Source organism: Streptomyces sp. NPDC042346 (genome assembly GCF_055581845.1).
In genome coordinates this window covers 386,099-410,667 of record NZ_JBVJEH010000001.1, presented here as the reverse complement: position 1 = coordinate 410,667, position 24,569 = coordinate 386,099, and the positions used below count along the sequence as shown (strand labels likewise).

Genomic DNA, 24,569 nt, shown 5'->3' with positions numbered 1-24,569 from the left:
GTCGCCTCAGTTGGCGTCGAGGAGCTTCAGCTCGGGGTGTGCCGTGCCGCCCTCGATCGCCGTGGACGAGATGTGCGAGGCGACGCGCTCGTCGACCGGGTCGTTCGCCGGGTCGTCGTGGACCACGATGTGCTCGTACGTCGTGGTGCGCTGCGCCGGGACGCGGTCCGCCGTGCGGATCATGTCGATCATCTCGCGCAGGTTGGAGCGGTGCTTGGCGCCCGCCGACGAGACGACGTTCTCCTCCAGCATGATCGAGCCGAGGTCGTCCGCGCCGTAGTGCAGGGTCAGCTGGCCGATCTCCTTGCCCGTGGTGAGCCACGAGCCCTGGATGTGGGCGACGTTGTCGAGGAAGAGGCGGGCGACCGCGATGATCCGCAGGTACTCGAAGAGCGTGGCGTGCGTGCGGCCCTTGAGGTGGTTGTTCTCGGGCTGGTACGTGTACGGGATGAAGGCCCGGAAGCCGCCCGTCCGGTCCTGCACGTCACGGATCATGCGCAGGTGCTCGATCCGCTCGGCGTTGGTCTCGCCGGTGCCCATCAGCATGGTGGAGGTCGACTCGACGCCCAGGCCGTGCGCGATCTCCATGATCTCCAGCCAGCGCTCGCCGCTCTCCTTGAGCGGGGCGATGGCCTTGCGCGGCCGCTCGGGCAGCAGCTCGGCGCCGGCGCCCGCGAAGGAGTCGAGACCGGCCGCGTGGATGCGGGTGATCGCCTCCTCGACGGAGACCTTCGAGATCCGGGCCATGTGCTCGACCTCGGAGGCGCCGAGCGAGTGGATGACCAGCTGCGGGTAGGCCTGCTTGATCGCGGCGAAGTGCTTCTCGTAGTACTCGACGCCGTAGTCCGGGTGGTGGCCGCCCTGGAACATGATCTGGGTGCCGCCGAGCTCCACGGTCTCCGCGCAGCGGCGCAGGATGTCGTCGAGGTCGCGGGTCCAGCCCTTGGCGGTGTCCTTCGGCGGCGCGTAGAACGCGCAGAACTTGCACGCCGTCACGCAGACGTTCGTGTAGTTGATGTTCCGCTCGATGATGTACGTCGCGATGTGCTCGGTCCCCGCGTACCGGCGGCGGCGCACGGCGTCGGCGGCGGACCCCAGCGCGTGCAGGGGCGCCGAGCGGTACAGGTCGAGCGCCTCCTCGGGGGTGATCCGGCCACCCGCGGCTGCGCGGTCGAGAACAGACTGGAGCTCGGCCTTCTCGGTCACCGGGTACGTCCCTTTCGGAGGGGTTCTGATCGACCGAACCAGCGTACGCCAGGGCTTGTCACGGCTTCCTCAGGGTGTTCGGCGGCAGCAGTTCCACCCGGACGTCGGCCGGGAATCCCGTCGTCGGGCCGGTGCGGCGGGCGAACTCCCGCACCCCCGCGAGCTGCTCCGGGCCGAAGCGGAAGTCGAGCGTGCGGAAGTACCGCTCCAGGAGTTCGGCGTCGAAGGTCTCCCAGCGGGCGGCCTGCTCGGCGACCTTGGCGACCTCTTCGAGGGAGAGGTCGCGCGAGGCCAGGAACGCCTGGTGCACCTCGTGGACGGTCTCGGGCTCGCGCGCCAGGTAGTCCTTGCGCGCCGCCCACACGGCGAAGACGAACGGCAGCCCGGTCCACTCCTTCCACATGAGGCCCAGGTCGTGGACCTGGAGCCCGAGGCGGGGAGCGTCGTGCAGCGAGGCCCGGAGCGCGGCGTCGCCGATGAGGACCGCCGCCTCCGCCTCCTGCATCATCACGCCGAGGTCCGGCGGGCAGGTGTAGTAGTCGGGCTTCACCCCGTACTGCTCGGCGAGCAGCAGCTGGGCGAGCCGTACGGAGGTGCGGGAGGTGGAACCGAGCGCGACCCGGGCCCCGTCCAGCTCCTTCAGCGGCCGCTGGGAGACGATCACGCAGGACATGACGGGGCCGTCGCAGCCGACGGCGATGTCGGGGAGGGCGACCAGGTCCTCCGCGTTGCGGAGGTACTCGACGAGGGTGATGGGGCCGACGTCGAGGTCGCCCCGGACGAGGCGCTCGCTGAGCTTCTCCGGGGTGTCCTTCGTGAGCTCGAGATCGAGGAGCGTTCCGGTCCTCGCCAGTCCCCAGTAAAGGGGCAGGCAGTTCAGGAACTGGATGTGTCCGACGCGGGGCCGGCTGCGTCGGTGGGCGCCGGTTGCGTCGTCGGTTGCATTGTCCACATTGCGAGGCTAGACCCGCCTCGCGGCGCGGGCATCGCCGGGGCTCGCGACACGTCGGACGTCAGCGTGGAACCGCAGATCAAACATGTGGGTGACGTGATCTTTCCCTCTACCGCCCGCCGCGCCCTGCGTGCTAGGCTCGTCCGCAAGTTGCAGTTTGGTTTCCCTTGCAGTACAGAGCCTGCGGAGCATGTGACCCGCAGGCTTTTGTAGTTTTCAGACTTGTTTGCAGGTTCTGGAGCAGGGCGACCCTTTGGCCCATAGGAGGGCTCATGGCTACCGGAACCGTGAAGTGGTTCAACGCTGAAAAGGGCTTCGGCTTCATCGCCCAGGACGGCGGCGGCCCGGATGTCTTCGTCCACTACTCCGCGATCAACGCGAACGGCTTCCGTTCGCTTGAGGAGAACCAGCTCGTGACCTTCGACGTCACGCAGGGCCCGAAGGGCCCGCAGGCGGAGAACGTCACCCCGGCCTAAGTTGCCCGGGTCGGCTTCAGCGCTGGTCTAGAGCAGTACCCAAGGAGCCCCGCTCCGTGCCTCCGGGCACGAGCGGGGCTCCTGCCTTTTTCCCGTCGGGTCAGCAGGTGGGGATGACCGCCCCGTTGTTGTCACGGGCCTCGTCGTTGCCCCAGCGTGACAGGTAGTACGCGGAGACGTACGCTCCGTTGCCGTTCTTCCCGGCGTAGACGGTGTCGAGGTCGGTCCTCAGCCACCAGTGGTTGAAGTTCCCGGAGCCGTCCCGGACCTCCTGCCCCCAGACCTTGCAGTAGACGTAGTTGGTGCCCGCGTTCAGCACGCCCTGGGCGTCGTTGGTGTTCGCCTGGGCGTAGCCCGTGGCGTTGGCGAAGGTGTCGACCCAGTACTTTCCGCCCCCGCCGCCCGAGCAGCCGTTGTCGCTGGTCAGGTACTTGGAGCCGTAGGAGCCCGGGTAGGGGGCGAGGGAGGCGCCGTTGATGACGATGGGCTGGCCGACGCCGTTGTAGAGCTGCTCGTAGTGGATGTGGGCGCCGGAGCTGTTGCCGGTGGTGCCGGTGGTGCCGATCTGCTGCCCCTGGGCGACCCAGGCGCCGTCGGCGACGGAGTAGGCGTTGAGGTGGAAGTAGTACGTCTTCCAGCCGCTGCCGTGGTCGACCACGATGTAGTTGCCGGCGCCGCTCGGCTGGGAGTAGCGGTAGGCGGTCCCGGACGCCGAGGCGAGGACCGGGGTGCCGGCCGTCGTGCCGCCGTCGGAGCGGATGAAGTCGAGGGCCTGGCGGACCTCGGCGGAGTGGTGGCTGTAGGTCCACTGCTGGCCGCACGGGTAGGGCGCCTTGAAGAGCGGCGCCGCCTGGGCGGGGGTGGTCGTGACGAGCGCGGTGAGCAGGCCCGCGACGAGCGCGAGCAGGGTGCCGAGTGGAGTGATCCGTGCACGCATGCGTCCTCCGGTTCGTGGGGAGCGGGGGATTCCGGGAATCCGAGGAACCCGGGAACCCGGGAATCCGGGGAACCCGAGGAACCCGGGAATCCGGAGATTCCGGCGTTTCCGGGGATTCCGGGGATTCCGGGGATTCCGGGGATCCCGGTCATGGCAAGGGTCGACGCGCGTTGAACGGACCACAGAGTGCCGGAAGATCGCGTGCCGCAGTAGACCCCGAGAACCACACTCGTACGACGGCGATTACGTAGTCTGGACACATGACCGAACGGAAACCGCCGGGCGTGAGCTTCGAGTCGTTCGTCGACAAGCAGATCCGGGAGGCCTCGGAGCGCGGCGAGTTCCGCAGCCTGCCCGGCTTCGGAAAGCCCCTGCCCGACGACTCGGCCCCGTACGACGAACTGTGGTGGATCAAGGGCAAGATGCACAGCGAGGGCGCGTCCGTGCTCCCGCCGTCGCTCGCCCTGCGCAAGGAGGCCGAGGACGCGGAGGAGGCGGTGGCCGCGGCCGTCTCGGAGCGCCAGGTCCGCCGGATCCTCGGCGAGATCAACACCAAGATCGCCGAAGCCCTCGCCCGGCCACCGGCCGGCCCCCCGCTCAACCTGACGCTCTTCGACGTCGAGGAGACCCTGGAGCGGTGGAGGGCGGAGAGGAATCTCCCGTGACTGCTGTGAACAGCGCCGGTCTGCTGGTGGACGCGTTCGGGCGCGTACGAGAGGTCGTCCACGAGGCCGTGGAAGGCCTGACGGACGAGCAACTCTCCGCCCGGATCGACCCGGACGCCAACTCGGTCGCCTGGCTCGTCTGGCACCTCACCCGAATCCAGGACGACCACCTCGCGGACGCGTTCGACACGCCGCAGCTGTGGACGTCGGACGGCTGGGCCACCCGCTTCGGCCTGCCGTTCTCCCCACGGGCCACCGGGTACGCGCAGACGAGCGCCCAGGTCGGCGCGGTGCGCGCGCCGGCGGAACTGCTGCTCGGCTACCACGACGCCGTGCACGCGCGGACGGTGGAGCTGATCGGGGCGGTGACCAACGCGGACCTGGGCCGGATCGTCGACCCCGCCTGGGACCCGCCGGTCACCCTCGGCGTCCGACTGGTGTCGGTGATCGCGGACGACCTCCAGCACGCGGGGCAGGCGGCGTACGTACGGGGCGTGGTGGAGCGCACGGCCTCCTGACTCGCGATCATCAGCCGTACAACCCCTGACCTGGATCGCGAGTCCAACCGGGGCGTGGCGCTCGCCATGTCCGGTTGTTTTGGGGGAAATTCACCTTGCAGAATCGTTTGTCCGCCCGTCGTCGTCACCTCGCCGCCGCCGTGACCGCCGTCCTCGCGATCACCGCCGGTACGGCCCTGGCGTCGGGCCCGGCCGCACTCGCCGCCGCCCCCACCCCCGCCGCCGCCCAGGAAGCCGGGCCGGCGCAGGCCGCGGCGGCCGTGGCCACGCTCCCGCAGGGCTCCCAGGTGGTCAGCGCCGGGGCCACCGGCTTCCTGACCACGGTCCCGACCGAGTACGGCGACTCCGAGTACCGCTGGATCACCTACGACACCGGCGCGACCACCGTCCTGAAGGAGCCGGAGACCTCCTTCCTGGGCAACAGCTCGGACATCGTCTTCTCCCACAAGGCGGGTTCGCTCACGTACTGGATCCACGACATGGCTCACCCGAGCAATGTCCTGACCGGTATCTCGACGAACAACGGCTCCCCTGTGCGCGCGGCCCTCGGCTCGGCGCTCCTGGTCACGTCCACCAACCCCGCCGGCATCTCCATCCTCCGCAACACCGGCGGCTCGACGGGCTCCACCCCCGTGACCGGCCTCCCGACCGGAGCCCGCCTGCTCAAGGCCTCCGTGACCACCCCCGGCACGGCGATCGTGCACTACGCCACGGGCAGCGGCGACGCCACCCAGTACGGCCTGGCCGCCCTGGACACCTTCACGGGCCAGATCACGGAGAAGCTCCCGCAGACCACGCAGAAGATCATCGACGCCTCCGTGTCGGCGACCCACTGGTCCTGGGTCGAGTACGTCGGCGCGGACCGCGCCCGCCTCGCCACCGCCCCGCGCGGCGGCGACGGCACGCCCCCGTACACGTACACCGACCTGGGTCTCCTGGGCGGCGGCTCCGGGATGCACACGGGACTCGTCGGCGACTGGGTGACGTACGCCCGGCCGAACGGCGGCACCGCCGAATTCCCGTCGGCGCTCTACCCGCTGACCGCCCGTTCCCTCACCGAACCCGGCCGGACGGTCACGCTCCTGGACCACCTCTCGACCGTGACCACGGCCCCCGACGGCTCCCTCGTCGCGCGCGGCGGCACCGTCGCCGAGGGCGAGGGCGTCTACCGGATCACCCTGGGCGCCGACGGCACGCCGACCGCCACCAAGATCGCGACCTTGAACACCCCGACGGCGCTCACGCTCGTGTCGCAGGACGTCCCCTCCGTGGTCGACCTCGACAAGAACGACCGCGCGTCCTTCTCCTGGACCCCGTCCCGGGCCGTCTCCGGCACGCTCACGCTGCGGCACACCCGTACGGGGAAGACCCAGGAGATCGGATTCGTGAGCTCGGTGGGGTCGAACAACCCCACGGGCAAGGTCACGGTCGAGTGGAATGGCAAGCTCAACTGGACCGCCGCCTACAACGGCGACTACACCTGGCAGTTCCGCGCGAAGCCGAAGAACGGCATCGGCCCGGAGCTGACGAAGGACGGCACCTTCAAGGTGGTCCGCAAGCCCGCCGCGCACGACTACAGCGACAACGGCACGCCGGACGTCCTGTCCCGGGACACCGCCGGCCGGCTGTGGCGCGACGACTTCGTCAACGGCTCCGACATGTACGACGGCCGGGTCGCGTCCGAGCACAAGCTGATCGGCTCCGGCTGGAACGGCTACAGCCGGATCGAGGCCGTCGGCAACATCGCCGGCGCCTCCGTGAGCGACGTCGTCGCCCGGGACGGGGACGGCACCCTCTGGCTGTACCTCGGCAAGGGCGACGGCACCTTCGCGCCCCGCACGAAGATCGGCCCCGGCTGGAACACGTACAACAAGATCACCGGCGGCAGCGACGTCGACAACGACGGCTGGTCCGACCTCTTCGCCACCGACACGTCCGGCGTCCTCTGGCTCTACAAGGGCACGGGCAACTGGAAGACGCCCTACGGCGGTCGGACGAAGGTCGGCGGCGGCTGGGGCGGCATGAACCAGATCACCGCCGTCGGCGACCTCGCCGGCACCACCCACGGCGACCTCCTCGCCCGCGACACCGCCGGGGTCCTCTGGCTGTACCCGGGCACGGGCGGCACCGCCCTCGGCAGCCGCGTGCGGATCGGCGGCGGCTGGGGCGGCTTCACCCGCCTGGTCGGCTCCGGCGACATCGACGGCGACGGCCGCGCCGACGTCCTGGCGCACGGCCCGAGCGGAACGTTCTTCTACGCGGGCACGGGCAATCTCTCGGCGCCGATCGGCGGCCGCACCGGCCTGCCCCTCTACCCGGCGACCGGTATCAACCTGATCGCCTGAGTCGTCCGAACTCCGCACGGCAGGGCGCCCGAACGAATTCCCGAACGGGCGCCCGAAGCCGTACAACCACTGATCCCGATCACGAGTCCAACCGGGCGTGGCACTCGCCACGCCCGGTTGTTCTTTGGGGGAACTCACCTTGCAGAACCGTTCGTCCGTCCGTCGCCGCCACCGTCACCTCGCCACCGCCGTGACCGCCGTCCTCGCGATCACCGCCGGTACGGCCCTGGCGACCACCCCGGCGACCGCCGCCGCACCCCTGGCCGTCCAGGCCCCGGCGGCGCCCCTCGACGGCGCGATCGCGATACCCCAGGCGCACCGGATCCTGGGCTCCGGGCCCTCCGGATTCCTCACGGTCGAGTTCCAGGACGGCATCCCCGTCCACCGCTGGACGAGCACCGTCGACCGCACGACCACGACCCTGCCCCAGCAGGACGACTACTCCGATTACTACGTCGGCCACTCCGACACGGTCGTCTCCCAGGGCCCCGCGACCGGCCAGTACCTGCTCCGGGACATGTCCGTGCCGGGCGGCTCGACCGCCGTCATCGACGGGACCGCCCCCGGAACGCGCCTGCGGGCGGTCGTCGGCCGGACGCTGCTGCTTTCCACGTACGACAACGGCAAGGGCGGGCTCCGGCTCAAGAGCGAGGGAGTCGGCGCCGACTCCGACCGTGTGGTGACGGGCCTCCCCGCCGACACCCGGGTCGACTGGGCCGAGGCGCTCACGCCGACGACCGCACTCGTCCAGTACGTGGCCGGCCCCTACCCGTGGACCCAGCACCTCGCCGTCGTGGACGTCACCACCGCCCAGGTCGTCGAGGAGCGCCGGGCGAGCCCGTACGACAGCGCCGCCAACCCCTCCTCCCTCGCCTGGGTCGAGGGCAACCGACTCCGCTTCGCCGAACGCGGAGGAGCCGGCACGGCCCCTGCCAGGGACCTCGTCACCCTCGTCGACGAGGGCTGGAACTTCGCGAGCATGCACATCGGCCTCGTCGGCCCCTGGGTGACGTATGCGCTGCGCGTCGGCTACGAGGACGACCGCCGGTCCCGGTACAACCCGCTGACCGCCGTCGACTCCCGCAACCCCGACAGCAAGGTCACTCTCCTCGACCACGCCACGTCCACGGTCTCCGCGCCCGACGGCACCCTGCTCGTCCGGGGCGGCTCGGTCGCCCACGGCGAGGGCATCTACCGGATCGCCGTGAACCCGGCCACCGGCAAGCCGGCCGCCACGCTCGTCGCGAGCACCGGAGAGTCCACGGCGCTCGCCCTCCGCAAGACGGAGATCCCCGCCACCGTCGACCTCGGCGCCCCCAACAGCGGTTCGGGAAAGCTCAGCTGGACCCTGTCCCGCAACGCCTTCGACGGCAAGGTGACGCTGCGGCACAAGACGACGGGCCAGACGACCTCCTTCATGGTCAACTCGCACGTGAACCCGCCGGTCGACGGCAGGTTCGTCATCGGCTGGGACGGCACCATCGGCGAGTCCGGCGGCTACGCCCCCGCCGGTGACTACACGTGGGAGCTGGACGCCACCCCGGACAACGGGATCGGCCCGGCCCTCAGGAAGACCGGCACGTTCAAGGTCGCCCGGAAGGCCGGCCTCCACGACCTCAATTCCAACTCGAGCCCGGACATCCTGGCGCGGGACGCCTCGGGCAAGCTGTGGCGGGACGACACGTGGACGACGGAGGCGGGCGACGTCGTCTCGCCCGGACGGCACGCGGTCGGCCCGGGCTGGCAGATCTACAACCGGCTGGAGGCCGTCGGCAACCTGGCCGGTTCGGCGGCCCCGGACCTCGTGGCACGTGACGCCTCGGGCGTCCTGTGGCTCTACCAGGGCAACGGCAACGGCGGCTTCGCCACCCGCGCGAGGATCGGCTCCGGCTGGAACGCGTACACCAAGCTCACCGGCGGCTCCGACCTGAACGGCGACGGCCGCTCGGACCTCCTGGCCACCGACACCTCCGGTGTCCTCTGGTTCTACAAGGGCACCGGCAGCACGACCGCCCCCTTCGCGGGCCGCGTCAGGGTCGGCGGCGGCTGGGGCGCCTACAACCAGATCACGGCCACCGGCAACCTCGCGGGCACGGCGGCGGGCGACCTCGTCGCGCGCGACACCGCCGGAGTCCTCTGGCTGTACCAGGGCGACGGCCGCGGCAAGTTCACGACCCGCGTGCGGATCGGCGGCGGCTGGGGCGAGTACACCGACCTCGTGGGCATCGGCGACGCCGACCACGACGGCCGAGCGGACCTCTACGCGGCCGGACCGTACGGCTCCCGGCTCCACCCGGGCACCGGCATCGCGACGCGCCCCTTCACGGCGGGCATCGGCACGGACATCCACTCCGGCCCCACCCGCTTCAACGCGATCTTCTGACATCCGACTTCTGACATCCGGGGGAGGACACCGCCATGTCCACAGCACGCTCGACATCCCGGCACCGGCGCACCGCCGCCGTCGCCCTCGCCGCCACCGTGGGCACACTCGTCGCGACGCCTGCCCTCGCCTCCACCGGGACGACGTCGAGCGCGACCGCTTCCGCCACGACGGCACAGGAGGACGCCGCCGCGCTGCTGCCCGATTCCACCGTCCTCGGCAACGGCGCTGCGGGCTTCCTGACGCGCCACCGCGACAGCTACGACATCGGGGACGTGTACCGCTGGACGCGGTACGAGGACGGTGTCACCACCGCGCTGCCCAAGGGCACGTACGAAGGCGGTGTCCAGTCGGACGTGGTCGTGAAGATCGAGGGGACCACGTACAAGCTGTACGACATGGCCACCGGCGCCGACCCCGTCGTGATCGACGCCGCATTCCTGGGCGCGTCCGCCAAGTTCGTGCGGCTGGTCGGCACCACCCTCGTCCTGGAGGTCCCGCGAGCCGGTGGCGGCGGCGCGGTCGACGTCCATCTCCTCAGCAAGCCGGGCGCGACCGTCGTGGACCGCAAGGTCTCCGGGCTGCCCGCGACCGCCGCCGTCCGCTGGTACGACGCGTCCTCGCCCGACACCCTCGTCATCCGCCACGGCGCGAGCTGGACGAGCACCCTGAGCGTGGCCCTGGTGGACGTCGCCACCGCCGCGGTCGTGGAGAACCGCGTCCTCACGGCGGGCAACTACGACACCCGAGTACGGGCGTCCGCCACGCACCTGGCCTGGGCGGAGTACTCCGAGACCGAGGCGGCGATCCTGCGGCTGACCAAGCGCGGTGAGACCCAGGAGACGCGTCTCCCCCTCGGGAAGGGCGGGCTGGCGGTCGGTTTCCTGGGCCAGGACTGGGTGGCGTACTCCGCGACCGGGGGGACGAGGGCGCCCTACCCCAACCCCCTCCACTCCCTGACGGTCCGCTCCCTGACCGGCGACCGGTCGGTCGAGCTGCTCGACACCGTGACCGACATCCGCGGCGACGCCGAGGGCGGCCTGCTGGTGCAGGGCGGCACGATCGAGCACGGCGAGGGCCTCTACCGGATCACCCCCGGCCAGGACGGCGCCGACCCGACCGCCACCCTCGTGGGGAGCACCGGCCGCCCCATCGCGCTCACGCTGGACCACCAGACCGTCCCCGCCACCGTCGACTTCACCACGAAGAGCGGCGAGGCGAAGCTGAGCTGGCAGTTCGACGGTCCCACCGCCGCGCTGGTACGCGTCGAGCTGACGCACACCGCGTCCGGGAAGCGCCGGACCCTCGTCGGCGAGCTGAACCGTCAGGGGGGTGTCACCCTGACGTGGGACGGCACCTTCACCGACGAAACCTCCGTGTCCAACGGCGACTACACCTGGCGGATGACGGCGACGCCCGGGAACGGCCTCAGCCCGGCGGTCGTGCGGACCGGCGCCCTCAAGGTCACCGGCAAGCAGGCGCCGCACGCCTTCTCGGACAGCAGCTCTCCGGACCTGCTCTTCCGCCAGGGCGGCCGTCTCTTCCTCTACGACGCCCGCCAGACGTTCGAGGTCGGCAACAACGGCCCGCTGGAGAAGGTGAACGTCGGAGCGGGCTGGGACACCTACGACCGGATCGTCACGCCCGGAAACCTCGGCGGCGCCAAGCACTCCGACCTGCTCGGCCGGGACAGGACGGGCGTGCTGTGGTTCTACGCGGGCACCGGCAACACCACCGTCCCCTTCGCCACCCGTACCCGGATCGGCGGCGGCTGGGGCGTCTACGACCAGCTCACCGCGGGCAGCGACCTCACGGGCGACGGCCGCTCCGACCTCCTCGCCACCGACAAGGCCGGCGCCCTGTGGCTCTACAAGGGCACCGGCTCCGCGACCGCCCCCTTCGCCACGCGCACCAAGGTCGGCGGCGGCTGGGGCGTCTACAACAAGATCGTTGCCACCGGGAACATCGGCGGCGGCCCCGCGGGCGACCTCGTCGCGCGCGACACCGCCGGGGTCCTCTGGCTCTACCTCGGCAAGGGCGACGGCAGCTTCGCCGCCCGCACCCGGATCGGCGGCGGCTGGGGCGTCTACGACGACATCGTCGCCCTCGGCGACACGGACCGCGACGGCCGGCCCGACCTCGTCGCCGGTGGCAGCCGGACCGGCACCGAAGACCTCGTCGTCCACCACGGCACGGGCGACTGGCGGAAGCCCTTCAGCGGCCAGTCGCCCAACCCCATCCCGGCGGAGATCTCCCGCCCGTACCCGACGCTGTTCTGACCCCCGCAGAGAACCGAGGAAGCAGAGCCTTGAACCGCACGAACACCACCCGGCACCGGCTCGCCACCGCCGTCGCCGTCGCCCTCGCCGTCACGGCGGGTGCGGCGGTGACGGCCGCGCCGGCGGCCATGGCGGCGACCGGGGCCGTGACGGCCGCCGAGGAGCCCGCGCAGCAGGATCACCTCCCCTTCCCGGCCGGGGCGCTCATCGCCGGCGCGGGCCGGACGGGCTTCCTCACCTCCCATACGGTCGACAGCAAGACCTCGTACGCGTGGACCGGGTACGAGGGCGGCTCCACCACCGCCCTGCCCGCCGGTGTCGTCGCCTCACTCGGGCAGACCGACATCGTCACGAAGGTCGACCTGCCCGTCTTCACCCTCTCCGACATGGCGGCGGAGAACGCCGAGCCCGTGGTGATCGACACCGCTCTCCTCGGTGGGGGCTTCGGCTCGGGCAGGGCCATCGGGCCGTCCACCCTCGTCGCCACGAAGACCACCGCGACCGGGGCGCGCGAACTCCACATCGTCAGCAAGGTGAACGGCGCACTCGTCGACGACAAGGTGACCGGTCTGCCCGAGAACACCGAGGTCACGCGTCTCCACCAGAACCACCCCGGCACCCTCTCCGTTCGGTACAGGGACATCGGGGACACGTCGGTGGGCACGCACGTCGCCGTGGTCGACATCGAGAAGCGTGCCGTCGTCGAGACCTACACGACCCCGCGGACCGGGAACTACGACGGTGACCTCGCCCTGTCCGAGACCCACATCGCCTGGATCGAGAGGCCCGCCGGCGGCAACAACGCCGCAGACCTGGTCGTGGCCCGGCGCGGCGCCGGCGAGACGAAGCGCGTCCACCTGGGGCAGACCGGCGGCCTGACCGTCGAGCTGGCCGGTGACTGGCTGCTGTACGGGGAGCAGGGCGGCTTCGAAGCTCCCCGGCTACGACCCCAGAGCCCCCTGAGAGCCGTGTCCCTGACGTCAGACGAGACGTTTCCGCTCCTGGACCACCTCACGAGCTCCGCCCCGGGCCCGAACGGCACACAGCTCGTGCGCGGCGGCACCCTGGCCGAAGGCGAGGGCCTGTACCGGATCGCCCTCGACCAGGACGGCAGGCCGTCCACCGAGCTGGTGGCGAGCACCGGCGAGTCCACCGCGCTCCAGTGGGAGACCGAGAGCACCCCCGGGCAGGTCGACCTGGACCGCCACGCCGCGCCTGTCCGGTTCACCTGGTACTTCAACCATCTCTACGTGCTGGCGAGCCTCCAGCTCACCCACACGGCGACCGGGAAGACGGTGACGCTGCACCAATCCGGCGGCGGGAAGTCCGTCGGTTTCCAGTGGGACGCCACGTACGCCACGAACGGTGGCTACACCTGGCGGATGACGGCAACCCCCATGAACGGCATCGGCCCGGGCGTCGAGAGGACCGGCGCCTTCACCATCGCCCGCAAGACCGTCCCGCACGACTTCGACGACAACGGCACGCCCGACTACCTCGTCCGGGACACATCCGGCCAGTTGTCCGGCTACAACACGGGCGCCACCGCGCCGCAGCATCCGCTCGACACGGCGCAGCACATCGGCCCCGGCTGGGGCATCTACGACCGGCTCGTCGCGCCCGGCAACCTCGGCGGCACCTCGGCAGGGGACGTCGTGGCCCGGGACAGAAGCGGCGTCCTCTGGCTCTACCAGGGCACCGGGCGCGCCCTCGCGCCCCGCGTGCGGATCGGCGGTGGCTGGCAGGGCTACAGCCTGATCACCGGCGGCAGCGACCTCAACGGCGACGCCAGGCCCGACGTCGTCGCCACCGACAAGGCCGGAGACCTGTGGCTCTACAGGGGCACGGGCAAGGCCACGGCGCCCTTCGCCACCCGGACGAAGATCGGCCACGGCTGGGGCACGTACGACAAGCTCGTCGCCACCGGCAACATCGGCGGCGGCCCGGCCGGAGACCTCGTCGCGCGCGACAAGACCGGTGTGCTGTGGCTCCACCTCGGCAAGGGCGACGGCACGTTCGCGCCCCGCACGAGGATCGGCGGCGGCTGGAACGCGTACAAGGACGTCTTCAGCATCGGCGATATCAACCGTGACGGTCGCCCGGACCTGTGGGGGCTCGACTCCACCGACAGCCTGACGGTCTACAAGGGGACGGGCGACTGGCGTGCTCCCTTCGGGGCCGCCAAGTGGCTCGCCACCCTCCCGACGGCCCTCAACACGGTGTTCTAAGGAGCGAGCGGGACGGTCGCCCAGACCGTCTTGCCGACGGACCGGTCCTTCACACCCCAGGTGGTGGCGAGGGCGGCTACGAGCAACAGCCCGTAGCCGCCCTCGTCGGGCTGCCCGGACGGTAACGGGCGGCGCTCGCCGCGCGCGTCCGACAGCTCGATCCGTACGTGGTCGTCGGCGCGCTCCATCCGCACCTCGAAGTCCCTCCCCGGCACCCGGCCGTGAAGGGCGGCGTTGCTCGCGAGCTCGGCGACGACCAGTTCGGCCGCCTCGGCCGCGGGACCGGTCACGCCCCAGTCGTGGAGTTGCTGCACGGCGAGTAGCCGCGCCAGACGTGCGCCCCGGCGCGTGGCCGAGAGCCGGAGCGTGAACTCACCGGTTGGGGTGGTGGTTTCGGACTTCATGCCCCTGAGCCTGGTGGGTCCGTCCTACGCTGAACAGCAGCGACGCGACGACGCTGAGTCACTGTACGGGTGCGCCAAGAGGGCGGTACGGATGTCGGAGAACCAGGCGGAGCGGCCGGAACGGCCGTCCGAAGCAGACGGGACGGCGCACCTGTTCCGTGCGCTCGGAAAGATCATCAAGGTCCTGCGGAAGAACGCGGGCCTGAGCCAGGTGGAGCTGGCCGAGATCACGCATTGCGGCGAGGACCTGATCTCGTCGATCGAGCGGGGCGTACGGATTCCCCAGCCGGACTTCCTGATGCGGGCGGACCCTGTGCTCAATGCGGGTGGGGTGCTGATCGCGGCGGTGGGCGATGTGCGGGAGGCGCAGGCGAAGGCGCGGGTGCGGCATCCGGATTGGTTCCAGGACTTCGCGCGGGCCGAGGCGGAAGCCGTGGCACTGCACTACTACGAGGTGCAGGCCGTGCCGGGCATCCTGCAGACGCCCGCCTACGCGCTCTCCCTCTTCCGGGACCGCCGCCCGATGTTGGACGAGGCGACCATCGAGAAGCGCGTGGCCGACCGGATCTCCCGCCAGGTACTGCTCGACAAGTGGCCCGCACCGACGATCAGCTTTGTCCTGGAGGCGGCCGTCCTACTCCGGCCGTTCGGCGGACCCGAGGTCCACCGCGAGCAGCTACGACGCATTTTGAGCGTCGCCCAGCGGCGGACGGTCGACTTCCAGATCATGCCCCTGGACCAGCCGCAGCACCCCTACCTGGACGGCGCGTTCACCCTACTCACCCCCAAGGGACGACGGGAGACGGCGTACACCGAGATCTACGGGCACCCCCGGCTGATCACCGACCCGGAAGAGGTCCGGCAGTACACCGAGCGCTATGGCATCATCCGGTCGCAGGCGCTCACGCAACACGAGTCCCTGACATGGCTCGAGAAACTGCTGGGAGAACGATGAACACCACGGATCTGGCCTGGTTCAAGAGCAGCTTCAGCAGCTCCGAGGGCGGCAACTGCATCGAAGTCGCCTACGACTGGCGTAAGTCCAGTTACAGCGGCGGCGAAGGCGGCAACTGCATCGAAGTCGCCGCCCACCCCGCCGCCATCCACCTCCGCGACTCCAAGATCCCCCACGGCCCCCAGCTCGCCGTATCCCCCGCGACCTGGTCCGCCTTCGTCTCGTACGCTGCGATCACAACGCAATCGTGAGTAACGGGCGTGGTGTTGGGTAATTCCCCGCCCGTTCCTCTGGGGGGATACACCACATGAATCACGCCTACATACCCGGCCGTCGGCTCGCCGTGGCCGTCACCGCCGTGCTCGCCGTCACCGCCGTCGGCGGGACGCTCGTCGTCGCGCCCGCAGCGGTGGCCGCCGTCACCGCCCCGGCCGCGCCGCAGGACGCGACGGACGTCACGCTTCCGGCCGGCGAGAAGCTCGTCAGCAGCGGGTCGACCGGGTTCCTGAGCTCGAAGGACGACGGCGCGGGTGGGACCGAGCTGACGTGGACGAGGTTCTCCGACGGCAGCCGTACGGCGATTCCGGGGACGGTCGCCGTCCCGAGCCGTTCGGACACGGTGATCGTCCGCGAGGGGAATCGTTTCTCTCTCTATGACATGAGCGTCAGCATGTTCACGACGCACGTGCAGCCGACCGCGCCGATCGGGACGGACTTCAAGGTCGTCGGCGCCGCCGCCTCGACCCTCTACCTGACCGTGCCCAACTCGGTCGGCGGAGAGGACCTCTACCGGCTCACCCGCGTGAACGGGGTGCAGCAGCAGGAGAGGATCTCGTACCTCCCCTACGCGCGCGACTACAAGATCGTCGCGGACTCCGGCGCCGACGTGTCCATCATGTTCACGAAGAAGGGCAGCCTCACCAGCCCCACCACGTACTACCGCGCCCTGACGAGCCTCCTCGGCAACTTCCACCGGCCGGAGAACGCGACCCAGCCCTTCGACCTCGCCAACGTCACCGGCGCCGTCAGCCCGTCGTACATCGCGTGGACGGAGACCGTGGACGGCGTCACGCGGGTGGGCCTGCAGAAGCGGAGCGAGTACCAGCCGTTCAAGTACATCTCCCTGGGTGCGGGCACGAGCGGGACCGTCGTCGGGTTCAACGGGGACTGGGTGCTGTACGGGGTGCCGGGCGGGCTCACCGCCTCCTCCCCCAACCCGCTGTACGCGCTCACCGCGCAGAACGTCCTCACCGGCGAGACGATGACGCTGCTCGACCACTTCACGTCCACGTCGACCGCGCCCGACGGAAGCATCTACGTCCAGGGCGGCAAGTCGACCGACGGCGAAGGGCTGTTCAAGATCGGCGAGGGGGGCTATCCCCTGACCACGCTGGTCGCGAAGACCCCCGGCGCGTCCACCTCGCCGACCGTCCTCGGCAGCACCGTCCCGGCCGTGGCGGAGCTCGACCGCAACGGCGGGCAGGTCGCCCTGGAGTGGCAGCTCTCCCGGTACAACGTGAACGTGGACGTCACCCTGCGGCACAACGTGACCGGGAAGACCTACACGAAGCGGCTCTCGCGGCCGACGGCGCCCGCGCGGCTCACGTGGGACGGGCTGACCACGGACGGGTCCAGCGCCCCGAACGGCGACTACACCTGGAACGTCACCCTCACGCCGACCAACGGCATCGGATACCCGGGATACGCCTCCGGCGCCTTCAAGGTGACGCGGAAGGCCAACCCGCACGACTACAGCGACAACGGTTCGCCGGACCTGCTCGCGCGGGACGCGTCGGGCGTGCTGTGGCGCGACGACCTGCTCGACTGGCCGGTCGCCGGTCAGGTGACGCCGGCGAAGCCGCGCGTGAAGATCGGTCCGGGGTGGAACACGTACAACCTCATCGAGGCGGCCGGGGACATCGCGGGCAGCGGTGTCGGCGACGTCATCGGGCGGGACACGGCCGGGGTGCTGTGGACCTACCTCGGCAAGGGCGACGGCGGCTTCGGGACGCGGATCAAGGTCGGCCCGGGCTGGGGCGTCTACAACAAGCTCGCCGGCGGATCCGACCTGAACGGCGACGGCAGGGCCGACCTCGTCGCCACCGACGCGTCCGGCGTTCTGTGGTTCTACAAGGGCACGGGCAGCCCCAGCGCTCCGTACGCGGGCCGCGTGAAGATCGGGCCCGGCTGGGGCATCTACAACCAGCTGACGGCCGTCGGGAACATCGCCGGGGGCGTCGCCGGGGACCTCGTCGCCCGGGACGCGGCGGGCGTGCTGTGGCTGTACCTGGGGAAGGGCGACGGAACGTTCGCGGCCCGGACCAAGATCGGTACGGGCTGGGGTGCGTACAGCCAGCTCGTGGGTGTCGGTGACGCGAACAACGACGGGCGGCCCGACCTCGTCGCGTACGGGTCGGCGGGGACGCACGTGTACCTGGGGACGGGTTCGTGGTCGGCGCCGTTCACGAAGACGACGACCTCGCTGTACGCGGGCGAGGGAACCAAGTTCACGTCGGTGTCGTGACGCCCGCCTGACCCGGTACGGGTCAGGGCCTGCCGGTCGCGCCTCGGATCGCTCGTCGTAGCATCCGGGGCGTGACCTCCCAGAACTTCGTTCTCTTCGACGTCGACGGCACCCTCATGGACGCCGTCGCCAACCAGCGCCGCATGTGGCACGAGTGGGCCGCGCGGTACGGGCTCGACGGGGACGAGGTGTACGCGGTCGCGCTCCGGACCCGGCCCGTCGAGACCTTCGCGGCCGTCGCCCCGGAGCACGATCCGGACGCGTGCCTCGCCCTGCTGCACGAGCTGGAGGACGAGGACGTCCGTACGGGGACGTACGCGGCCTTCGACGGCGCCGCCGAGCTGCTCGCCGGGCTTCCGGCGGACCGGTGGGCGATCGTCACGTCGAACTACGAGCACCGGGTGCGGGGGCGGTTCGAGCGGACCGGGCTGCCGCTGCCGGGGCTCATCGTGGACGCGGCCTCGGTGACCGAGGGGAAGCCGTCCCCCGTCCCGTACCTGCTGGCGGCCGAGAAGCTGGGCGCGGACCCGGCGGAATGCCTGGTCGTCGAGGACGCGCCCTCCGGGGTCCGCTCGGGGCTCGCCGCCGGAATGACAGTCTGGTCGGTCAACGGCCCGGCCGCCGTGGACGGCGCCCACCGCCACTTCCCGACCTTGGCGGACGCGGCGCCGCACATCCTGGCGTCTCTGAGCTGACTCGGGGCGGGCCTGCTTCGTGGGCTTCTGGTGGGACCGCCCTCTCTCCGAGAGTCGCACCTTCCACCACCGCGTCAAGGGCAAGTCGGCTCCGCCGATGGCCTACGGCCACCCTTGACCCGGCGGCGGAAGGTGCGCAACAACTCTCGGAGGGCGGTCCGGGGGCCGGGGTCGCCGGGGCCCGGGCATCGGCGGGGGTCGGATGAGCGGGTGGCGGGCCGGTGGGTGGGGGCTGGGTTCGCGGTCGGGGCGGGTGGGCGCCTTCCCTTGGCTCGGGGTGCGCGGTCGTTGAATGGGGCAGTCGGGCTCGGCTTAGCGGCGAACGTCCGTCCCTTGGCTGGGATTCAGGCCCCGCTGGTCACTCCTGGTGGGTGGGGGCATGCCGAGGCGGGCACCGATTCGACAGGAACGGGTTTCCTCCAGCGCGCTCGGCGTCGGCCAGGCCGCGAGTGCTACGGACGACGTACTCAGCCGGTGTGGGACACCACGGCGTCGATGAGCTGCGACCAGAGTTCTCGGGGACGGTCGTGACCCATGTCGGGGATCAGCAGGAGTTCCGCACCGGGCACGAGCTCCGCGGTGCGCTTTCCGCCGCTGGGGTCGATCAGCGTGTCGTCCAAGCCGTGGATCACCAGCGTCGGCACCCGCAGTTCGCGGAGGGCGTCCGCGCGTGAACCGCTGAGGATCATCGCGGCGAGCTGTCGGCCGAGCCCCGCGGGGTAGTACGAGCGGTCGTAGCTTGCGGCGGCCAGTTCTCGCAGCGCCGCGGCGTTGCCGTAGCGCTTGGACGCCCACACCAGTTCCTTCTCCGCCGCCGCGACGTATCCCTCGCGGTCTGCGGGCTTCGGAGTGGACAGCGCCGCCTGGGCCTCCGGGCTGGACCGGCCGTATGCGTTCTCGCCGGTCGAGGACATCATCGACGTCAGGGTCAGCACCCGCTCGGGGGAGGAGAGGGCCATCGTCTGGGCGATCATTCCGCCCATCGAGGAGCCGACCACGTGGGCGCGTTCGATGCCGAGCGCGGTGAGCAGGCCGAGTCCGTCGTCGGCCATGTCGCGCAGCCGGTAGGGGGCCATCGCGAGGGCGGCGGGAATGTCACCCGAGCTGACGGTGGCGATGAACTCGCCCGTGTCGACGGGGTGATCGTCGAACTTGGTGGACAGCCCGCAGTCACGGTTGTCGTAGCGGATCACGTAGCGGCCGCGGTCCGCCAGCGCCCGGCAGAAGTCCTCGTGCCAGCCGAGCATCTGCGCACCGAAACCCATCACGAGCAGGACGGGTGGATCCCCGGGGTCGCCGAAGCTCTCGTACGCTATGGACACCTCGGGGGACACGACAACGTTCGGCATGCATGAAGCCTGCCATGGGGTTCGCCATGGAGCGCACCCATAAACCTGGCGTGTGACCTGCGCCTCTCCTGTCGATCCCCCATGACCCGCCGGGCAGAGCCCAACCCGCAGCTACCCCAGTAACAGGCGCGAGAATAGCGGGCATTGGGTGCATATCACCCTCATCGGGCCGAGAAAGTGCACGAATGTCTCGCCGCCCGCCCTCACGCACCACTGGCCACCGACCACCACCCACCGGGAATGACCAGCGGGGCCTGAATCCCAGCCAAGGCACGGACGTCCGCCGCTAAGCCGAGCCCGGCCGCCCCATTCAACAACCGCGCACCCCGAACCGGGCCGAAGGGACTCACCCTCCCCCGCCACTGACCAAGCCCCCACCCACCGGCCCGCCACCCGCTCACGCGACCCCGGATACTGCCCGGGCCCCCGCGTGGCCACGCCCCCGGCCGCCCTCCGAGTGTGAAAAGGCGGCCTCCGCCGCCGGGTCAAGGGTGGGCGCAGCCCATCGGCGAAGCCGACTTGCCCTTGACGCGGCGGTGGAGGCCGCCACACTCGGAAAGAGGGCGGCCGCACCAGAAGCCCGTGGGGGACGTTCACCCCTGGGGCCTGGGCGACCCGCACCCTCCTGCGGCTCACGCGGTCTGACCGTCGGTGGCGCCGGCGGTAGCAGCGGTGGCGGCGATATCGCGTGCGGCGTCGGCGACCGCGCGGAAGTCCTTGCGCAGGATCTTGGAGTGGTTGCTGGGGACCTTGGCGCTGAGCCGGATGTTGGGGTTGCGGTCGGTGACGGGGGTGAGGTTGCTGCGGATCTTCTCCATCAGCTTGGGGTCGCCGCCGAGGTTGCCGCCGGTGGCGAGGACGTAGCGGGTGGGGACGGTGATGCGGTCGAAGACGGGGTCGAGGACGGCGGGCGCGCAGAGCTCGTTGACCTCGATGTTGATCTCGGCGTGCTGCTCGGCGCTCATGCGGGCCGCCATGCCGATGCGGCGGGCGACGGGGAACAGGGGGCTGAGACGGCGGAACAGCTTGCGGACCTGGGTCTTGGTGGCGTCGTCGAGCCAGGAGTGGGGCAGGGCGCCGTCGACGGACACGACCCCGGCGACGCGGTCGGGGTTCCGGGCGGCGAAGTGGACGGCGAGCATGGCGCCGTAGGACCAGCCGACCAGGATCGCGCTCTCGATCCCCCGGGCGGTCAGGACCGCGTCGAGGTCACGCAGGCAGGCTTCGAAGGAGTAGTCGGCGGACAGGTCCGACTTGCCCCGGGCGCGCTCGTCGTAGGTGATGTGGCGGTAGTCGCCGCCGAGTTCGGTGATGACGCGGCGCCAGTGGGACTGGTCGGCGTAGGAGCCGTTGAGGTAGACGACGGGGCGGCCGGGGCCGCCGGTGTCGGTCACGGCGAGGGCGGTGTCGTCGACGTGGACCATGCCGGTCCACGCGGCGACGGACTGCGGGGTGACGGCGGCTGCGGTGGCGGTGTTGGTGGTCATGGCGTGGTCCTCTTTCGGCGTGTGCGTACGTAAGGGGGTGGGGGTGAGGGTGGGAGTGGGGGTCAGAGGCTGCGGGCGATGATGTCGCCGTGCGCCGTGGTGGCGTGGATGGTCAGAACGGCGGCGGAACCCTCGGAGTTCTGAAGGGTGTTGGTGATGCGGCCGTAGGTGGTGCCGGCGTCGAGCGTGGCGGAGACGCCGGTCGCGGCGCCGACCTCCAGGTCGCCGGACTCGGTGCGCAGGACGACCGTGCCGCCCTGGGCCTCGCCGATCCGGATCCCGCCCTGCTGGGTACGGAGCTCCGCAGCGCCGCCGAGGCGGCCGATGGTGATGTCGCCGGCCTGGAGGGTGAGGTGCGCGGCGGCGGTCTCGTCGAGGTTGACGGTGCCCTGGGCGCTGTCGAAGGTGACGTCGCCGAGGCGCCCGACGCTGTGGAGTTCGGCGGCGGCGGTCTTCGCCTCGACGCGGGAGCCGGCGGGGAGGTGGACGGTGACCTCGACCTTTCCGGAGGTGCCGAGGATCTTGTTCTTGGCCTCGGCGGCCTCGATCCGCAGGACGCCGTCGGCGTAGGCGACCAGGACCCGCTCGGCGGCCTTCGTGTCGTTGCTGTTGGAGGCGTTGGCGGGGAGGACCTCGACGGTGGTGTCGGCCCGGTCGGCGGCGATGAACCGGATGAGGCCGGCGGGGATGTCGAGGGTGGTGACGATGGCGGCGGGGGTCTGGAACTTCTGCATGGCGTTCTCCTTGTTTGCGGCTTTCGGACTCGCTGTCCGCGCCGTTTCCGACAAGGGAAAAGCTACGTTGCGTTCAAAGATCGAGCAACACATGCACCGCATCCAAACCCCATAATTGCAGGTCAAGGCCAAGATTTCATTGCAACCATGATGCGGCCTAACGCAACAACCAACACCTTGACGTTGCAATGGATTGAGAGTGAACGCGCCGTCGCCGCCACTCCGGCCGTTCAACCCCCGTACAGAAACCCGCACTTGGCTTCCGTATAGATGTGAATAACCCTCAGCTAATGTGTGGCCCATGCAGGGGGAACTGGAAGACCACTCTGGTGTGGGCAGTCTCGACGGCAGCGGAGCCATGCCTCTGGAAGCGGGGGATCCCCGTCAGATCGGGGCGTTCCGACTGCTCGGTGTGCTCGGCTCAGGAGGCATGGGGCGGGTCTATCTCGGCGCCGTGCCCGGGAAGTTCGCGGCGGTGAAGCGGGTCCTTCCCGTGCTCGCCGAGGACGCCGACTTCCTGAGCCACTTCGGGCACGAGCTCGACAACCTCGCCCGACTGCCCGCCGGGGCCAATACGAAGCTGCTCGCGAGCGACCGCACGGCCAAACCGCCCTGGTTCGCCACCGAGTTCATCCCGGGCATCACGCTCAGCGAGGCCATCCGGCTGAACGGCGGCCCGCTGCCCGGGGAGTCGCTGTGGCGGCTGCTGCGGGACGCGGCGGCCGGGCTGCGGGTCGTGCACGGCGCCGACATGGTGCACCGCGACCTCAAGCCGTCCAACGTCATGCTGACCGGCGACGGCCTCTCCCTCATCGACTTCGGCGTGGCCCGCGCCGCCGACCAGAGCCGGCTGACCAAGACCGGCATGGTCATCGGGACCCCCGCCTACATGGCCCCCGAGCAGGCCGTCGCCGACCGGCAACTGACCGGTGCCGCCGATGTGTTCGCGCTCGGGAGCCTACTGCTGTACGCGGCGAACGGGCGACCTCCGTTCGGTGACGGCTCCGGGCCGGACCTCCTCTACCGGGTCGTCCACGGCGAGCCCGACTTCGGGCGGCTCACGGAGACCGACCCCGAGCTCGCCGCGCTCGTCCGGACCTGTTTCGCCAAGGACCCGGCGGACCGGCCGACCGCCGCCGAGCTCGTCGAGCGGGCCACCGAGGGGGCCGCCGGGGCCGCGTGGCCCACCGCCGTCGCCGAACGCATCGGCGAGCGGGCGGTCTTCGCCGCCGGGGCGCCCACCGCCGAGCACCTCGCGGAGCTGGAGCGGATCGAGCCGGCCCAGGACGTCGCGACCGCCTCGCTCACCCCGCAGGGCGGCAGGGAGCCCGCCACCGCCTCCCCCGACGCCGTCTCCGTCACCGGGACCGCCGCCGGCGGCAAGCGGGTGCGGCGGAATCGGTTCGTCATGTTCGCCGTGCCCGTCGTCGTGGCGACCGGCACCACCCTGACCGTCGCCCTCGGCCCGTACGAGATCGGCCGCCTCGGCGCGTCCCCCGACACCTCCGGGTCGCCCTCCTCGGTCGCCTCGCAGCCGGCGCCGGGCGACCCCGCGCCCGTACCCACGTCGTCGTCCGGGAAGCCGGGCACGTCCGCCTCCCCGTCCGCGTCCTCCTCCGCCTCGGCGGGGCCGTCGTCCGTGCCTCCGGGCGGGTCCACGGCGGCACCGCCGCCCGGCACGGGTGACGGCGGGGGCGGGACCGTACCCGGCGACGGAAGCGGCTCCGGGAGCGGCTCGGGCGGCGGGGCGGGCAGCGGGTCCGAGTCCGGGTCCGGGTCGAAGACGACCAGTCCGGGCGGCGGCGGATCCACCACGACCAGTCCCGGCGGTGGCGGGGGCGGGGGCGGGTCGACGACCACCCAGCCCGCGTCGCAGCCCCCGCGCACGACCACCCAGCCCGCTCCCCCGCCGCCCCCGCCGACGACCGGCGGTTCGACGCCCTCGGGGACGTACTCCATCCAGAGCGTCTCCAACGGGGAGTGCCTGGCCGAGTCCAACCCCGGGTACGCCATCATGGCCAACACGGCCCCGTGCGGCGAACCGCCCAGCAGCGGCACGATCTCCTACGCGTGGACCTACACGTCCAACGGGAACGGCACCTTCCGGCTGGTCAACAGGGCGACCGGCCACTGCCTCCAGCCGGGCGGGACACCGGGCTTCACCGCCAAGGCGTGCAACGGCTCCAGCACCCAGTCTTGGAAGATCAACACCAAGACGTCCGCCGGCATGACCATCAAGAACATGGACAGCGGCCAGTGCATGGTCGCCGGCCCGCCGTTCATGATGTCGTACACCTGCGACCCGAGCATGAAGGCGCAGCTCTGGCGGAACATCTCGCCCGCCTGACCGATCGCCTCGCCTGACGCCGCCGCCCAGGGCCTGGGCGGCGGCGTCGGGCGACGGCGTCAGGAGACGGCATCAGGAGGCCTCA

At 71.0% G+C, this 24,569-nt stretch carries 19 protein-coding genes; 12 read left to right on the top strand and 7 right to left on the bottom strand.

The features are described 5' to 3' along the window. Positions 1 to 6: 6 nt before the first annotated feature. The gene (mqnC, locus tag ACZ6K0_RS01965; RefSeq protein ID WP_376408844.1) at positions 7 to 1,206 is read right to left on the bottom strand and encodes a cyclic dehypoxanthinyl futalosine synthase; all 1,200 of its coding nucleotides are present in this window, start codon (positions 1,204 to 1,206) and stop codon (positions 7 to 9) included. Between the two features lie 58 nt (positions 1,207 to 1,264). Then, the gene (locus ACZ6K0_RS01960; RefSeq protein WP_376408847.1) at positions 1,265 to 2,158 is read right to left on the bottom strand and encodes a menaquinone biosynthetic enzyme MqnA/MqnD family protein; all 894 of its coding nucleotides are present in this window, start codon (positions 2,156 to 2,158) and stop codon (positions 1,265 to 1,267) included. A gap of 272 nt (positions 2,159 to 2,430) precedes the next feature. Here ACZ6K0_RS01960 and ACZ6K0_RS01955 point away from each other — a divergent pair, with 272 nt between their 5' ends. Then, on the top strand, positions 2,431 to 2,634 hold the full coding sequence (locus ACZ6K0_RS01955; protein ID WP_030208785.1) for a cold-shock protein: 204 nt from the start codon (positions 2,431 to 2,433) through the stop codon (positions 2,632 to 2,634). A 100-nt stretch (positions 2,635 to 2,734) separates the two neighbouring features. Here ACZ6K0_RS01955 and ACZ6K0_RS01950 read toward each other — a convergent pair whose 3' ends face one another. After that, complete coding sequence (locus ACZ6K0_RS01950; RefSeq protein ID WP_376408850.1) at positions 2,735 to 3,571, bottom strand: M23 family metallopeptidase; 837 nt, start codon at positions 3,569 to 3,571, stop codon at positions 2,735 to 2,737. A gap of 260 nt (positions 3,572 to 3,831) precedes the next feature. On the opposite strand from ACZ6K0_RS01950, the gene ACZ6K0_RS01945 reads away from it, so the two are divergent. The 6 genes from ACZ6K0_RS01945 to ACZ6K0_RS01920 all read left to right on the top strand — a co-directional run bounded on the left by ACZ6K0_RS01945 (position 3,832) and on the right by ACZ6K0_RS01920 (position 13,989). Then, complete coding sequence (locus tag ACZ6K0_RS01945; RefSeq protein WP_469229246.1) at positions 3,832 to 4,236, top strand: DnaJ family domain-containing protein; 405 nt, start codon at positions 3,832 to 3,834, stop codon at positions 4,234 to 4,236. Positions 4,237 to 4,241: 5 nt separating this feature from the next. Further along, complete coding sequence (locus ACZ6K0_RS01940) at positions 4,242 to 4,754, top strand: mycothiol transferase (protein ID WP_469229670.1); 513 nt, start codon at positions 4,242 to 4,244, stop codon at positions 4,752 to 4,754. 95 nt (positions 4,755 to 4,849) lie between these two features. After that, positions 4,850 to 7,099 carry an FG-GAP repeat domain-containing protein gene (locus tag ACZ6K0_RS01935; RefSeq protein WP_469229244.1) on the top strand — a complete coding sequence of 750 codons (2,250 nt, stop codon included), beginning with the start codon at positions 4,850 to 4,852 and terminating at the stop codon, positions 7,097 to 7,099. Positions 7,100 to 7,238: 139 nt separating this feature from the next. Next, a complete protein-coding gene (locus tag ACZ6K0_RS01930) occupies positions 7,239 to 9,482 on the top strand; it encodes an FG-GAP repeat domain-containing protein (protein ID WP_469229243.1) in 2,244 nt (747 codons plus the stop codon). A 35-nt stretch (positions 9,483 to 9,517) separates the two neighbouring features. Then, the gene (locus ACZ6K0_RS01925; RefSeq protein WP_469229241.1) at positions 9,518 to 11,761 is read left to right on the top strand and encodes an FG-GAP-like repeat-containing protein; all 2,244 of its coding nucleotides are present in this window, start codon (positions 9,518 to 9,520) and stop codon (positions 11,759 to 11,761) included. A 29-nt stretch (positions 11,762 to 11,790) separates the two neighbouring features. After that, entirely contained in the window at positions 11,791 to 13,989 is a 2,199-nt protein-coding gene (locus ACZ6K0_RS01920; RefSeq protein WP_469229239.1) for an FG-GAP repeat domain-containing protein, read from the top strand. On the opposite strand, the gene ACZ6K0_RS01915 is transcribed toward ACZ6K0_RS01920, so the two are convergent. Beyond that, the gene (locus ACZ6K0_RS01915; RefSeq protein ID WP_469229238.1) at positions 13,986 to 14,393 is read right to left on the bottom strand and encodes an ATP-binding protein; all 408 of its coding nucleotides are present in this window, start codon (positions 14,391 to 14,393) and stop codon (positions 13,986 to 13,988) included. The genes ACZ6K0_RS01920 and ACZ6K0_RS01915 overlap by 4 nt on opposite strands. Before the next feature lie 91 nt (positions 14,394 to 14,484). Between ACZ6K0_RS01915 and ACZ6K0_RS01910 the strand changes: the two genes are divergently transcribed. From ACZ6K0_RS01910 to ACZ6K0_RS01895, 4 genes are all read left to right on the top strand, one after another. Next, on the top strand, positions 14,485 to 15,348 hold the full coding sequence (locus tag ACZ6K0_RS01910; protein ID WP_469229236.1) for a helix-turn-helix domain-containing protein: 864 nt from the start codon (positions 14,485 to 14,487) through the stop codon (positions 15,346 to 15,348). Continuing rightward, a complete protein-coding gene (locus ACZ6K0_RS01905) occupies positions 15,345 to 15,599 on the top strand; it encodes a DUF397 domain-containing protein (protein ID WP_469229234.1) in 255 nt (84 codons plus the stop codon). The genes ACZ6K0_RS01910 and ACZ6K0_RS01905 overlap by 4 nt, the downstream gene beginning before the upstream one ends. Positions 15,600 to 15,655: 56 nt before the next feature. Then, complete coding sequence (locus ACZ6K0_RS01900; protein WP_469229233.1) at positions 15,656 to 17,872, top strand: FG-GAP repeat domain-containing protein; 2,217 nt, start codon at positions 15,656 to 15,658, stop codon at positions 17,870 to 17,872. Positions 17,873 to 17,943: 71 nt separating this feature from the next. Beyond that, positions 17,944 to 18,567, top strand: a complete 624-nt coding sequence (locus tag ACZ6K0_RS01895) for an HAD family hydrolase (RefSeq protein WP_469229231.1) — start codon at positions 17,944 to 17,946, stop codon at positions 18,565 to 18,567. A 467-nt stretch (positions 18,568 to 19,034) separates the two neighbouring features. Here ACZ6K0_RS01895 and ACZ6K0_RS01890 read toward each other — a convergent pair whose 3' ends face one another. From ACZ6K0_RS01890 to ACZ6K0_RS01880, 3 genes are all read right to left on the bottom strand, one after another. After that, positions 19,035 to 19,916, bottom strand: a complete 882-nt coding sequence (locus ACZ6K0_RS01890; protein WP_469229229.1) for an alpha/beta fold hydrolase — start codon at positions 19,914 to 19,916, stop codon at positions 19,035 to 19,037. 632 nt (positions 19,917 to 20,548) lie between these two features. Then, entirely contained in the window at positions 20,549 to 21,403 is an 855-nt protein-coding gene (locus ACZ6K0_RS01885) for an alpha/beta fold hydrolase (RefSeq protein ID WP_469229227.1), read from the bottom strand. A 62-nt stretch (positions 21,404 to 21,465) separates the two neighbouring features. Then, positions 21,466 to 22,137: a DUF4097 family beta strand repeat-containing protein gene (locus ACZ6K0_RS01880; protein WP_469229225.1), complete on the bottom strand. Its 672-nt coding sequence runs from the start codon at positions 22,135 to 22,137 to the stop codon at positions 21,466 to 21,468. A 301-nt stretch (positions 22,138 to 22,438) separates the two neighbouring features. Here ACZ6K0_RS01880 and ACZ6K0_RS01875 point away from each other — a divergent pair, with 301 nt between their 5' ends. Then, on the top strand, positions 22,439 to 24,484 hold the full coding sequence (locus tag ACZ6K0_RS01875) for a protein kinase domain-containing protein (protein WP_469229223.1): 2,046 nt from the start codon (positions 22,439 to 22,441) through the stop codon (positions 24,482 to 24,484). Positions 24,485 to 24,569 lie beyond the last annotated feature (85 nt).